A 12,883-nucleotide genomic window follows, 5' to 3' on the forward strand; every position below is an offset into this window, starting at 1 on the left:
GGGATCATGAAGTCATTCCTTGTCCTTGCCTTTGCTTTTGCCGCCCTTCCCGCCCATGCCGAGCGGCTGAAGGTCGCAACCACCTTCACCATCATCGCCGACATGGCCCGCAATGTCGCGGGCGATGCTGCGGACGTTGAATCGATCACCAAGCCCGGAGCCGAGATCCACAACTATCAACCCACCTCGGGCGATCTGATCCGCACGTCCGATGCCGATCTGATCCTGGCGAACGGGCTGAACCTGGAAAGCTGGTTCCAGCAGTTCATTGACCAATTGGGCGATGTCCCTGTCGCAGTCGTCAGCGACGGCGTCGAACCGATGTCGATCACCGGCGGCGACTACGACGGCAAGCCCAATCCCCATGCCTGGATGGCCTTGGACAACGCGCTGATCTATGTGGACAACATCGCCGCCGCAATGGCCGACGCCGATCCCGACAACGCCGCGACCTATCGCACGAATGCCGATGCCTACAAGGCGCAGATCAACAATACCATCGCCCCCTTGCGCGATGCCGCCCGCGCCCTGCCCCCCGATCGCCGCTGGCTGGTCACGTCCGAAGGCGCGTTCTCCTATCTGGCCCGCGACTTCGGCCTGCAGGAACTCTACCTGTGGCCGATCAATGCCGACGCGCAGGGCACGCCTCAGCAGGTGCGCCATGTCATCGACGTCATGCGCGAAAACGATGTCCGTGTGATCTTTTCCGAATCCACCGTGTCCGACCGCCCCGCCCGCCGCGTTGCATCCGAAACCGGCGCGACCTATGGCGGCGTCCTTTACGTGGACAGCCTGTCCGAGGCCGACGGCCCCGTCCCCACTTATCTGGATCTGCTGCGCGTGACATCGCAAACCATCGTGGACGGCCTGCGGAATGAATGACGGGATCGAGGTCCGGCATCTAACCGTCGCCTATCCCAATGGTGTCACCGCGCTGCGCGACGCCAGTTTTATCGTGCCCGAAGGGTCTGTCACCGCCTTGGTAGGCGTCAACGGCGCAGGAAAATCGACGCTGTTCAAGGCGCTGATGGGCCTGCTGCCGCACAGCTCGGGCCAGATCCGCATCATGGGCGGCACGGTGGAACAGGCGCTGGCAAAGAACCTGGTGGCCTATGTCCCCCAGGCCGAGGAAGTGGACTGGAGCTTCCCTGTCCTGGTCGAGGACGTGGTGATGATGGGCCGCTATGGCCACATGGGCTTTTTCCGCCGCGCACGCCCCATCGATCGGCAGGCGGTGGACGCAGCCCTGGCCCGCGTCGGCATGACCGATTTCCGCCGCCGCCAGATCGGCGAACTCTCGGGCGGCCAGAAGAAGCGCGTCTTCCTGGCCCGCGCCATCGCGCAGGAAGCGCGGGTGATCCTGCTCGACGAACCCTTCACCGGCGTCGACGTCAAGACCGAGGAGGCGATCATCGCCCTTCTGAAAGCGATGCGCGAGGAAGGCCGGGTGATGCTGGTCTCGACCCACGACCTCGGCTCGGTCCCGGAATATTGCGACCGGGTGGTGATGGTCAAGGGCACGGTCCTGGCCCATGGCCCGACCGAGACGACCTTCACCCCCGAAAACCTGCGCCGTGCCTTTGGCGGCGTGCTGCGCCATTTCGTGCTGGGGGGCGCTGCGCTGCACGACGACGCCGACCGGCGCAGCGTGGATGTGTTCACGGATGATGAACGGCCACTGGTGTTCTATGACGACCGCGCCCGAAGGAAGGACGAATGACCCGCGTCCATTCATTCTGGCGGAAATATCCCACGGGGGTGCGGGGGTGTGAAACCCCCGCTGCCGACGCCTGATGCTGGACACTCTGCTGATCCCCTTCACCTATGGCTACATGACCAACGCCATCTGGGTTTCGGCCCTGGTCGGCGGCGTCTGCGCCTTCCTGTCGGCATACCTGATGCTCAAGGGCTGGAGCCTGATTGGCGACGCCCTGTCGCACTCCATCGTCCCCGGAGTCGCGGGGGCCTACATGCTGGGCCTGCCCTTCGCGCTTGGCGCCTTCCTGTCGGGCGGGTTGGCCGCGCTGACCATGCTGTTCCTGAACAGCCGCACGGGCCTGAAAGAGGACGCGATCATCGGCCTGATCTTCACCGGCTTCTTCGGGATCGGGCTGTTCATGATCTCGCTGAACCCGGTTTCCGTGGACCTGCAGGCGATCACCCTGGGCAACATCCTGGCGATCTCGCCCGCCGACACGCTGCAACTGGCGATCATCGGAGGCGTCTCGCTGGTGATCCTGCTGGCGAAATGGCGCGACCTGATGGTGGTCTTCTTCGACGAAAGCCATGCGCGTACCATTGGGCTGCATCCGGGGCGGCTTCGGGTGCTGTTCTTCACCCTGCTGGCCGGATCGACCGTCGCCGCCATGCAGACCGTGGGGGCCTTCCTGGTCATAGCCATGGTGGTGACGCCGGGCGCCACGGCCTATCTGCTGACCGACCGCTTTCCGCGCCTGATCGCGCTGTCGGTGGCGATCGGGACGCTCACCTCGGCCATCGGCGCCTATGTCAGCTTCTTCCTGGACGGCGCGACGGGCGGCATCATCGTCGTGCTGCAGACCCTGATCTTCCTTGCGGCCTTTGTCCTTGCCCCACGCCACGGTCTGCTGGCCAGCCGCCGCCGCATCCGCGCGGTCGCCCGATGAGCTGGCTGACCGCCCCCTTCGCCTTCCCCTTCATGGTCGAGGCCATGCTGATCGCCGTCATCGTCAGCATCCCGGCGGCCCTTCTCAGTTGCTTCCTGGTCCTGCGCGGCTGGGCGCTGATGGGCGACGGGATCAGCCACGCGGTGCTGCCGGGGATCGTCCTGGCCTATCTGGCCGGCATCCCCCTGCTGATCGGAGCCTTCGTGGCGGGGATGATCTGCGCGCTGTCGGCGGGCTGGCTGGACGCCAACAGCCGCATCAAACCCGACACGACGCTTGGCGTCGTGATGGCCGGGATGTTCGGGCTGGGGCTGGTGATCTATACGCAATTCCCCACCGACGTGCACCTGGACCACATCCTGTTCGGCAACATCCTGGGGGTCGGGCGGGATGACTTCCTGTCGGCCGGCTCGATCTCCGCCGTAGTGGGGCTGGTCCTGGTGCTGAAATGGCGCGATTTCGCGCTGCTGGTCTTTGATCCCGTGCAGGCACGGGTGGCCGGGCTGGCGACCGGCTGGCTGCATTACGGGATGCTGGCGATGATCTCGGCCGTGGTGGTGGCGATGCTGTCGGCGGTGGGGATCATCCTGTCGGTGGCGTTGCTGATCGCGCCGGGGGCCATCGCCTTCCTGTTGACCAGCCGCTTGCAGGCGATGCTGGCGCTGTCGGTGGCCATCGGCGCGGGATCCAGCCTGGCGGGCATCTGGATCAGCTTCTGGCTGGACAGCGCCCCTGCACCGACCATCGTGGTGGTGATGACCGCGCTGTTCACCCTGGTTTTCTTCTGGCGCCAGTTGGCCACCCGCCGCAGGTCCGCCGCATAGAAAGACGATCCACTGCCGGGCGGCCCATGCTGTTCAGCCCCCGCCGATGCCGGTCGTGACCTTGCCGGTGCCGCCGCATTCGGGACATTCCTTGCCGTCGATCCGCCCGCTGCCTTCGCATTTGCGGCAGATGTTTTCGCCTGCGCCGGTGGTGCCGGGGGGAACGGCGTCGGGATTTTCCTTCTCGGCCATCGCGTCCTCCTGCGTTTTGCCATTGGCTCAACCCCGTTCGGGGGCGCCTGTTCCCACGCCCTTGGTTGCGCCGCGCCGGACCAGCCGCTATCTGGAGGGACGGAACAGGACCAGGGGCCCTCATGATCGTCATCGCCGCCGCCACCATCGGTGCAATCCTGGGCTGGCGCCGGGCCGCCGGACTGGGCGGCACCGGGCGCGACCGGGTGCAATATGCGGCGGGCTTCGCCATGGCCTTCGCGGTCGTGGGCCTGTTCGCGACCGTCATCATCGACCGGATGACGTGATGTTCATCCCGTTCCTGGACAGCCTGCGCCGGCAAGGGGTTCCGGTCTCGCTGCGGGAATGGCTGGACCTGATGGCCGGGATGCAGGCAGGCATCGCGGATTGGTCCGTGGACGGCTTCTATCACCTGGCCCGGCTGGTGCTGGTCAAGGACGAACGCCACATCGACCGCTTCGACCGCGCCTTTGCCGAGGCGTTTTCCGGCCTGGAAACCATCCCGGTCGAGGCGCTTGTCACCGAACGGGCGATCCCCCGCGAATGGCTGGAAAAGCTGGCCGAGAAGCTGCTGACCGACGAGGAAAAGGCCCAGGTCCAGGGCGGCGGCAGCTTCGAGGAGCTGATGCGCAAGCTGCGCGAACGGCTGGCCGAACAGCAGGGGCGCCACCAGGGCGGCAGCAAGTGGATCGGCACGGGCGGCACCTCGCCCTTCGGCGCATACGGCTATAACCCCGAAGGGGTGCGCATCGGCCAGGACGAATCCCGCCACCGCCGCGCGGTCAAGGTCTGGGACAAGCGCGAATTCCGCGATTTCGACGACAATGTCGAACTGGGCACGCGAAACATCAAGGTCGCACTGAAACGCCTGCGCCACTGGGCGCGGCATGGCGCGGCCGAGGAACTGGACCTGCCCGCCACGATCCGGGCAACCGCCGACCACGGCTATATCGACGTGCAGACCCGGCCCGAGCGTCGCAATGCGGTCAAGGTGCTGCTGTTCCTAGACGTGGGCGGGTCGATGGACGACCATATCCGCGTCGTGGACGAGCTGTTCTCGGCCGCGCGGGCCGAGTTCAAGCACATGGAGCATTTCTATTTCCACAACTGCCTTTACGAGGGCGTCTGGACCGACAACCGCCGACGCTGGACGGAACAGACGCCAACCTGGGACGTGCTTCACCGCTTCGGCCGCGACTACAAATGCGTCTTCGTGGGCGACGCCTCCATGTCCCCATACGAGATCGCGGTGCCGGGCGGGGCCAACGAACACTGGAACCAGGAATCGGGCGAGGTCTGGCTGCGCCGCGCGGCCGAGACCTGGCCCGACCACGTCTGGCTGAACCCGGTTCCGCAGGGGCATTGGGGATACACCCAATCCATCGCCATGATCGGGAAAATCTTCGGAAACCGCATGATGCCCCTGACGCTGGACGGGTTGACGCAGGCGATGCGGATTCTTGGCTGACCTCTGGCGCGGGGGCTGGCGTGGGACCATATTGGTGCCATGAAATACCTGCCGATCATCCTGCTGATCCTTTATCTGGCCGCCATGTGGTTCTTTTCCCTGTGGCGGCTGCGGCAGGAACTGAACCAGAAATCGACGCCGCTGAACCATCCGCGCCTGGTGCCGATGCTGGAACGGCTGGGCCGGGCGATGGACCTGCCCCCCGTGCGCGCCCATGTCTATGAGGTCGAGCCCGTGAACGGCCTGGCCGCCCCCGACGGGCGCATCTTCCTGACCCGCGGCTTCATCCGCAAGCTGGACGCGGGCGAGGTCACGCCCGAGGAACTGGCCAGCGTCATCGCGCACGAACTGGGCCATGTCGCCCATGGTCACGCCCGGCGGCGGATGATCGACTTTGCAGGCCAGAACGCGATTCGCATGGCGCTTGCGGGCGTCCTGGGCCGCATCATCCCCGGCCTGGGCACCTGGATCGCCGGGCTGATCGCCACCGCCGTCGCCGCCCGCCTGTCGCGCGACGACGAATTCGAGGCCGACCGCTTCGCAAGCGCCTTGATGATCCGGGCGGGCCTGGGGACGGAGCCGCAGATCTCGTTGTTCCGCAAGCTGGAACGCCTGACCGGCAATCGCGGCGGATCGGCCCCGGCCTGGCTGTTGTCGCACCCGCCCACCGGGCGCCGCATCGCTGCCATCCAGCGGAACCAGGCACAGTGGCGGCAAGGCTGAAGACGCTTGCGGCAACAGAAGGTTGTCTTATGCTGGCCTGACACAACTGGGCCAGATGATGACGCGACCCTTCCGCCGCCGGGTGTTCTATCTGCCCGGCTTCGATCCCATGCCTCCGCGTCGTTACCGCGAACTTTATCGCCGCGAAGCCCTGAAGCAGGCACAGGTCAGCGGTTTTGTCCTGACAATGGAAAAGCCCGCCGACGGTGCCGCTTTCGGCTGGCAGACCCGCGCCCGCTTCCCGGAAGGCCCGGCCCAGGCGCAGATCGAGGTTCTGGTCTGGTCCGACCTCGTCCAAGCTTCGATGCAGGGGGGCATCCTGGCGACCTATGCGCGGATGCTGCGGACAGGGTGGGTCTATGGCCGCTCGGGCGCGTTGCGGCGGCTGATGCGGCTGCGGCGCGGGCCGGTTCTGGCGGCGCTGTATCCGGTCGCGGTGCTGGTGCTGCAACTGCTGGGCGCGGTCCTGCTGGCACTGCTGGCGGGATGGGTCGTGACGGCCCTGACGGGACTGGCATGGCTTGGGATGGGCGCGGGCCTTGCCACCGCCTGGGGGGTGCTGGTCCTGGCCCGGTCCCAGGACCATCGCCTCTTCGCGCACTATCTGATGCATGACTATGCCTTCACCGCCAGCCTGCACGGCGCCTATCCACAGGCATTGGAACAGCGGCTGGAGCAGTTCACCAATCGCATCGCCGACGCCCTGACCCAGGATCTGGACGAGGTTCTGGTCGTCGGCCATTCCTCGGGCGCTTATCTGGCGGCGTCGATCCTGGCGGACCTGCTTCGGCGGGACGCCTTGGCGGGCCATCCGGCCCTGGCGCTGCTGACCCTGGGTCAGGTGGTGCCGATGGCCTCATTCCTGCCGCAGGCGCAGCGGCTGCGGACCGACCTGGCCTTCCTTTCCGAACGGCCGGATCTGTTCTGGTTGGACGTGACCGCGCCCGGTGATCCGTGCAGCTTCGCGCTCTGCGATCCCGTCGCCGTGACCGGGGTCGCGGGTCCGGGGCAACGCTGGCCGTTGGTCCTGTCGGCGGCCTTTACACAAACCCTGTCGCCGCAGCAGCAGCGCGCCCTGCGGTGGCGCTGGTTCCGGCTGCATCTGCAATATCTGTGCGCCTTCGACCGCCCAAGTGATTACGACTATTTCGCCATCACCGCCGGGCCGCTTGGGCTTGCCGACCGCTTCGCCGGTCGCCGTCCCTCGCCCGGACGAATTGCCATCCCCGTCGGGCCAGGCCTGCCATGATCCCGCCTCGTCCCGAGACGACCGAGGACCGGGGCAGCGTGCTGCGCCTTGCCCGCGCCTTCCGCCGCGACCTGCTGTCCGCCCTGCCGGAACGGCTGTATCGCGCCTGGATGGCCGAGTTCCGAAGCCCGCTGGTCCACAGCTTCCTGTGCAACGATCCGGCCCTGGTGCGCCTGATCCTGAAGGAACGGCCGCAGGATTTCCCGAAATCGAACCGCCTGCGCGCGGGCCTTGCGCCCCTGCTGGGGGCTTCGGTCTTCGTGACAAATGGACCGCAATGGGCCGCGGCACGCCGCATCATCGACCCCGCCTTCGACGGCGGGCGCCTGCACGACACCTTGCCGGCGATCCTGTCCGCCGCCGATGCCCTGGTCGCGCGCCTGCGGCCCGGCCTTCAGGACATCGAACCCGAGGCAAGCTTTGCAAGCGCCGACCTGATCTTCCGGGCCCTGTTTTCGATGCCGATCGAACATCGGACGGCGGCCCAGGTCTTTGCCGCTTTCCGCGCGCATCAGGACGCACAGCCGGTGGTCAACTGGGCGGCCCTGCTGCCCTGGCCCCGCTGGCTGCCGCATCCTCATTCCCGCCGCACCCGCCGGACGGCAGGGGAAATCCGCAGCCTGATCGCCGGTCTGGTCAAGGGCCGGATAGACGCGATCCGCGCGAGCGATGCGCCCGACGACCTGGCGACGCGGATCATGACCACGCCCGATCCGCAGACCGGCCGCCGCTTTTCGGAAGCCGAGATGGTGGACCAGGTGGCGGTCTTCTTTCTGGCCGGTCACGAGACAAGCGCCTCGGCGCTTGCCTGGGCGCTGTGGCTGCTGGCGGCCCACCCCGAATGGCAGGACGCCGTAGCCGCCGAGGCCGCGTCCCTGACCCCCGACATGGCGGGGGTCAAGGCCCTGCGCACCGCCCGCGCGGTGTTCCGCGAGGCGCTGCGGCTTTATCCCCCGGTGCCGATGATGGTGCGACAGGCAGCCCGATCGGAAACGCTGCGCGGTCGCCAGGTGCCACGCGGCGCGCAGGTGGTCCTATCGCCTTGGCACCTGCACCGCCACGCGCGACTGTGGGACCAGCCCGACGAATTCGACCCCGCCCGCTGGCAGCGCCCGGAAACGCACGAAAGCGCCCGCGACGCCTTCATCCCCTTTTCAGCCGGCCAGCGGGTCTGCCCCGGTGCGGGCCTCGCCATGGTCGAGGGTGTGGTGATGCTGGCGCGCATCACCCAGGCCTTCCACCTGCGCCCCGGCCCCCAGCCTCCCATCCCCGTCGCGCGCCTGACCGTCCGGGGCCGCGACGGCATCGCCATCCACCTGACGCCGCGCAATTCACCCGCTTGACATTCCTCGCCGCCGGGACAAAAAGGGCGCCAGTGGGGCCGTAGCTCAGTTGGTAGAGCGCGTCGTTCGCAATGACGAGGCCAGGGGTTCGATTCCCCTCGGCTCCACCAAATTCAATGATCGCTTCACAACCATTCCAGGCGCTGCCATGGCCAGAGGCCTTTTTGCGGCCCGGTCCCCAATCTGACCAATCCGCAGGCAGCGCGCACAAACCTTTTGCGCTTGCAGCATTCTTCGGCGTCGGAATGTCCGGTGATGATCCTGGGAACTTGGCCCCGGCGCGCGATTCCGTCAGTCTGCATCCATGGCCCGGCGCAATGGCGCGCCATGGTTCGCGCGCAATGATGCGGCATTTCCTGAAAGCGTGACGGTTCGACCCGGTCCTGCGGGGTGGCGGCCCATGCTTTCCGACAGCCACTTGCCCAACCAATCCGCCATCGGAGCAGTCATGTCCGCATTCCTTCACCCCGGTTCAGGCCGCGCCCTGACGCTGTCCACCGCAGCTTTCACCATCTGCTTTGCCGTCTGGACGATCTTTTCCATCATCGGCATCCAGATCAAACAACAGCTTTCCCTGTCAGACACCCAGTTCGGCCTGCTGGTCGGGATGCCGATCCTGACCGGGTCGCTGGTGCGAATCGTGCTGGGCGTAGCCACCGACCGGATGGGCGGGCGGCTGGTCTATACGCTGACCATGCTGGCCGCCGCCCTGGCCACCTTCCTTCTGTCCTGGGCCACGACCTGGCCGCAGATGCTGCTGGCGGCCCTGGGCGTCGGCATCGCAGGCGGCAGCTTCGCCGTGGGCGTGGCCTATGTGTCACGCTTTTTCGACGGGGCGCGGCAGGGCACGGCGCTTGGCATCTTCGGCGTCGGCAATGTCGGCGCGGCGGTCACGAAATTCGTGGCTCCCTTCGTGATGATCGCCTTTGGCTGGCAGGCCACGGCGCAGATCTGGGCGGGCGTGCTGGCGCTGACCGCCCTGGCCTTCTGGGCGCTGTCGAAAGACGATCCCGTCACCACCGCCCGGCGTGGCACCCGCGCGCCCCTGCGCAGTTTGCGGGCGGAATTCGCGCCGCTGAAGAACCTGCGGGTCTGGCGCTTCTCAACCTATTACTTCTTCAGCTTCGGGGCCTTTGTCGCCCTGGCGCTGTGGCTGCCGCATTACCTGATCGGCGTCTATGGCTTCGACGTGAAGACCGCAGGCATGATCGGCGCCGCCTATTCCATCCCGGCATCCATCTTCCGCGCTTACGGAGGCATCCTGTCGGATCGGATGGGCGCGCGGACGGTGATGTATGCGACCTTCCTGGTTTCGCTGGCCGCGACCGCCATCCTGGCGCTGATCCCCGGCCTGGCCGTCTGGGCCTTCCTGGCGGTGATCTTCACGCTGGGCTTTTTCATGAGCCTGGGCAAGGCCGCCGTCTATAAGCACATCCCCACCTATTACCCGCAGAACGTGGGCGCCGTGGGCGGGTTGGTCGGCATGATCGGCGGCCTGGGCGGCTTTGTCCTGCCCCTGCTGTTCGGCTGGCTGAAGGACACGACCGGAAGCTGGCCAAGCTGCTTCACCGTCCTGTTCCTGCTGGTGGCGGCCTGCACCCTGTGGATGCACGTCTCGATCCGCCAGTCCCGCGCAACCCTGCAAGCCGCCTGAGAAGGATGCCAGCCATGAAGAAGAAACTTGTCGTCATCGGCGCCGGGATGGCCTCGGGCCGGATGCTGGAACAACTGTTCGACGCCGCCCCCGGCGCCTGGGACGTGACCCTGTTCAACGCTGAACCGCGCGGCAACTATAACCGGCTGATGCTGTCGCCGGTGCTGTCGGGCGAAAAGACCTATCAGCAGATCGTCACCCATGACGACGCCTGGTATGCCGCCCACAATGTCGATTGCCGGTTCGGAGAGCCGGTGGTCCGCATCGACCGCAAGAACCGCGTGGTCTATTCCAACAGCGGCGGCGCGCCCTATGACGCACTGGTGATCGCCACCGGATCGGCGCCCTTCATCATTCCCGTGCCTGGCAAGGACCTGCCCGGCGTCGTCACCTATCGCGACCTGGAAGACACGCAGGCGATGATGGACACGGCTGGCCGCGACGCCGTGGTCATCGGCGGCGGCCTACTGGGGCTAGAGGCGGCAGCCGGCATGGCCGCGCGTGGCGCCCGCGTCACCGTCATCCACCTGATGGGCCACCTGATGGAGCGCCAGCTTGACCCTGCGGCTGGCTACCTGCTGCAGAAGGATCTGGAAAAGCGCGGCATCACCGTTCATTGCAAGGGCGCGACGAAGGCCATCCTGGGCACCGACAGGGCCGAGGCCGTGCTGCTGGAGGACGGCACCGTCTATCCCGCCGACCTGGTCTGCATGGCCGTGGGCATCCGCCCCGAGGTGCGGCTGGCCAATGACGCGCATCTTGAGGTCGAGCGTGGGATCGTCGTGGACGACGCCCTGCGCACCAGCGACCCCCACATCTTCGCGCTTGGCGAATGTGTGGAACATCGCGGCCAGGTCTTCGGGCTTGTCGCGCCGCTTTATGATCAGGCCAAGGTGCTGGCAAAGACGCTGCTGGAGGAGGAGGCGGTCTTCGCCCCCGTCCAGACCGCGACCAAGCTGAAGGTGACGGGCTGCGACCTTTACAGTGCGGGCGATTTCGCCGATGCGCCGGGGCGCGAGGACATCGTCTTCCGCGATCCGGGGCGCGGCATCTACAAGCGGCTGGTGCTGGAGGACAACCGCATCATCGGCGTCGTCATGTATGGCGACACCAATGACGGGGCCTGGTTCTATGGCCTGCTGAAGGACCGCACCGACATCGGCGCCATGCGCGAGACGCTGATCTTCGGCCCGGCCTTCCAGGGGGGTGCCACGCCGGACCCTATGGCGGCCGTTGCAGCCTTGCCGCCTGAGGCGGAAATCTGCGGCTGCAACGGCGTTTCCAAGGGCACGATCATGAACGCCGTCGCGGGCGGGGCCTGCACGCTGGATGCCGTGCGCAGCTGCACCAAGGCCTCGGCCTCCTGCGGGACCTGCACCGGGCTGGTGAGCCAAGTCATGGCGCTGACCCTGGGCGGTGCGGTCACCGAGGCCCCCGCCGGCATGTGCAAATGCACGGACCACACGCATGAAGACGTGCGCCGCCTGATCCGCTCCATGGGGATGAAGTCGATCCCTGCCGTCATGCAGGAGCTTGGCTGGAAGACCGTGGGCGGCTGCCATTCCTGCCGCCCGGCGCTGAACTACTACCTGCTGGCGGAATATCCGCTGGAGTATCAGGACGACCGCCAGTCGCGCTTCGTCAACGAACGCAATCACGCCAATATCCAGAAGGACGGCACCTATTCCGTGGTCCCGCGCATGTGGGGCGGCGTGACCACGCCCGCCGAACTGCGCGCGATCGCCGACGCGGCCGAGAAGTACGGCGTGCCGATGGTCAAGGTCACGGGCGGGCAGCGGATCGACCTGCTGGGCGTCAGGAAGGAAGACCTGCCGCATATGTGGGCGGATCTGAACGCCGCCGGGATGGTGTCGGGCGCCGCCTATTCCAAGGGCCTGCGCACCGTGAAGACCTGCGTCGGCAAGGAGTTCTGCCGCGTCGGCACGCAGGATTCGACCGGCCTCGGCATTAGACTGGAAAAGCTGATGTGGGGGTCATGGACGCCGCACAAGCTGAAGCTGGGCGTGTCTGGCTGCCCCCGCAACTGCGCCGAGGCCACCTGCAAGGACATCGGCGTGGTCTGCGTGGACTCGGGCTACAACATCGTCATCGGCGGCGCGGCGGGGATGGAGGTCAAGGAAACCCAACCCCTCGCATCCACCCCGTCCGAGGACGAGGCCGTCCAGATCATCCTGGCCGTGACCCAGCTTTACCGCGAAAACGCCCGCTACCTGGACCGCATCTGGAAATGGATGGGCAAGGTGGGCCTCGACTGGATCAAGGCGCAGGTCGTCGATGACCTGGAAAACCGCCGCGCCCTGGTCGAGCGGTTTCAGATCAGCCAGTCCGTCTATCGCCGCGACCCCTGGGCCGACCTTTCCACCCCATCCGAGACGCCCAAATGGGCGCCCCTTGCCGACCTGACGCTGGAGGCCGCGGAATGACCATCTTTGTCGATATCGGATCGCTTGACGACATCCCCCGGCAGGGCGCGCGCGTGGTGAAGACCGCGCAGGGCTGCGTGGCGGTGTTCCGCACCGCCGACGACCGCGTTTTCGCAATGGAGGATCGCTGCCCCCACAAGGGCGGCCCGCTGTCCGAAGGCATCGTCCACGGCACATCCGTCACCTGCCCCCTGCACAACTGGGTTTTCGACATGAACACCGGCCAAGCCCAGGGCGTGGACGAAGGCCGCGTTCGGACCTTCGCCGCGCAGGTGCAGGGGGACCGCATCCTGATCGACGCCACCCTGATCCGACGCAGCGCCGCCGCCTGAAGGATTGCC

General features: G+C 66.7%; 14 protein-coding genes and 1 tRNA gene. 13 read left to right on the forward strand and 2 right to left on the reverse strand.

All coding sequences use genetic code 11. The annotated features are described in order from the left end of the window. The first annotated feature begins 6 nt into the window (after positions 1 to 6). The 4 genes from RAH32_RS04425 (at position 7) to RAH32_RS04440 (ending at position 3,469) form a co-directional block, all read left to right on the forward strand. On the forward strand, positions 7 to 882 hold the full coding sequence (locus RAH32_RS04425; protein WP_306605507.1) for a metal ABC transporter substrate-binding protein: 876 nt from the start codon (positions 7 to 9) through the stop codon (positions 880 to 882). Beyond that, positions 875 to 1,720 carry a manganese/iron ABC transporter ATP-binding protein gene (locus RAH32_RS04430; protein WP_306605508.1) on the forward strand — a complete coding sequence of 282 codons (846 nt, stop codon included), beginning with the start codon at positions 875 to 877 and terminating at the stop codon, positions 1,718 to 1,720. The genes RAH32_RS04425 and RAH32_RS04430 overlap by 8 nt, the downstream gene beginning before the upstream one ends. Before the next feature lie 73 nt (positions 1,721 to 1,793). Further along, a complete protein-coding gene (locus RAH32_RS04435; protein ID WP_306605511.1) occupies positions 1,794 to 2,645 on the forward strand; it encodes a metal ABC transporter permease in 852 nt (283 codons plus the stop codon). Then, the gene (locus RAH32_RS04440; RefSeq protein WP_306605513.1) at positions 2,642 to 3,469 is read left to right on the forward strand and encodes a metal ABC transporter permease; all 828 of its coding nucleotides are present in this window, start codon (positions 2,642 to 2,644) and stop codon (positions 3,467 to 3,469) included. Before RAH32_RS04435 ends, RAH32_RS04440 begins: the two co-directional genes overlap by 4 nt. A gap of 33 nt (positions 3,470 to 3,502) precedes the next feature. On the opposite strand, the gene RAH32_RS04445 is transcribed toward RAH32_RS04440, so the two are convergent. Beyond that, positions 3,503 to 3,661, reverse strand: coding sequence for a hypothetical protein (locus tag RAH32_RS04445; RefSeq protein ID WP_306605515.1), 159 nt, complete (start codon positions 3,659 to 3,661; stop codon positions 3,503 to 3,505). A 122-nt stretch (positions 3,662 to 3,783) separates the two neighbouring features. On the opposite strand from RAH32_RS04445, the gene RAH32_RS04450 reads away from it, so the two are divergent. From RAH32_RS04450 to RAH32_RS04475, 6 genes are all read left to right on the forward strand, one after another. Continuing rightward, entirely contained in the window at positions 3,784 to 3,948 is a 165-nt protein-coding gene (locus RAH32_RS04450; RefSeq protein ID WP_306605517.1) for a hypothetical protein, read from the forward strand. After that, positions 3,948 to 5,129 carry a vWA domain-containing protein gene (locus RAH32_RS04455; RefSeq protein WP_306605519.1) on the forward strand — a complete coding sequence of 394 codons (1,182 nt, stop codon included), beginning with the start codon at positions 3,948 to 3,950 and terminating at the stop codon, positions 5,127 to 5,129. Before RAH32_RS04450 ends, RAH32_RS04455 begins: the two co-directional genes overlap by 1 nt. A gap of 39 nt (positions 5,130 to 5,168) precedes the next feature. Beyond that, positions 5,169 to 5,852 (forward strand): M48 family metallopeptidase, encoded by a 684-nt coding sequence (locus tag RAH32_RS04460; RefSeq protein ID WP_306605520.1) that lies wholly within the window; start codon positions 5,169 to 5,171, stop codon positions 5,850 to 5,852. Between the two features lie 55 nt (positions 5,853 to 5,907). After that, a complete protein-coding gene (locus RAH32_RS04465; protein WP_373429666.1) occupies positions 5,908 to 7,101 on the forward strand; it encodes a hypothetical protein in 1,194 nt (397 codons plus the stop codon). After that, entirely contained in the window at positions 7,098 to 8,444 is a 1,347-nt protein-coding gene (locus RAH32_RS04470) for a cytochrome P450 (RefSeq protein WP_306605522.1), read from the forward strand. The genes RAH32_RS04465 and RAH32_RS04470 overlap by 4 nt, the downstream gene beginning before the upstream one ends. A 34-nt stretch (positions 8,445 to 8,478) precedes the next feature. Then, positions 8,479 to 8,554: transfer RNA gene (locus tag RAH32_RS04475), tRNA-Ala, on the forward strand. 181 nt (positions 8,555 to 8,735) lie between these two features. On the opposite strand, the gene RAH32_RS04480 is transcribed toward RAH32_RS04475, so the two are convergent. Further along, positions 8,736 to 8,894: a hypothetical protein gene (locus RAH32_RS04480; protein ID WP_306605524.1), complete on the reverse strand. Its 159-nt coding sequence runs from the start codon at positions 8,892 to 8,894 to the stop codon at positions 8,736 to 8,738. Between RAH32_RS04480 and RAH32_RS04485 the strand changes: the two genes are divergently transcribed. From RAH32_RS04485 to nirD, 3 genes are read left to right on the forward strand one after another with little or no spacing between them, the layout of a single operon-like run. Then, a complete protein-coding gene (locus RAH32_RS04485; RefSeq protein ID WP_306605526.1) occupies positions 8,893 to 10,098 on the forward strand; it encodes an MFS transporter in 1,206 nt (401 codons plus the stop codon). The two genes, RAH32_RS04480 and RAH32_RS04485, sit on opposite strands and share 2 nt — an antisense overlap. A 14-nt stretch (positions 10,099 to 10,112) precedes the next feature. Further along, the gene (nirB, locus tag RAH32_RS04490) at positions 10,113 to 12,542 is read left to right on the forward strand and encodes a nitrite reductase large subunit NirB (RefSeq protein ID WP_306605528.1); all 2,430 of its coding nucleotides are present in this window, start codon (positions 10,113 to 10,115) and stop codon (positions 12,540 to 12,542) included. Continuing rightward, entirely contained in the window at positions 12,539 to 12,874 is a 336-nt protein-coding gene (gene nirD, locus RAH32_RS04495) for a nitrite reductase small subunit NirD (protein WP_306605530.1), read from the forward strand. Before nirB ends, nirD begins: the two co-directional genes overlap by 4 nt. The last annotated feature ends 9 nt before the right edge of the window (positions 12,875 to 12,883 follow it).

This window comes from Paracoccus yibinensis (assembly GCF_030846195.1).
GTDB classification, from domain to species: Bacteria; Pseudomonadota; Alphaproteobacteria; order Rhodobacterales; family Rhodobacteraceae; genus Paracoccus; species Paracoccus yibinensis.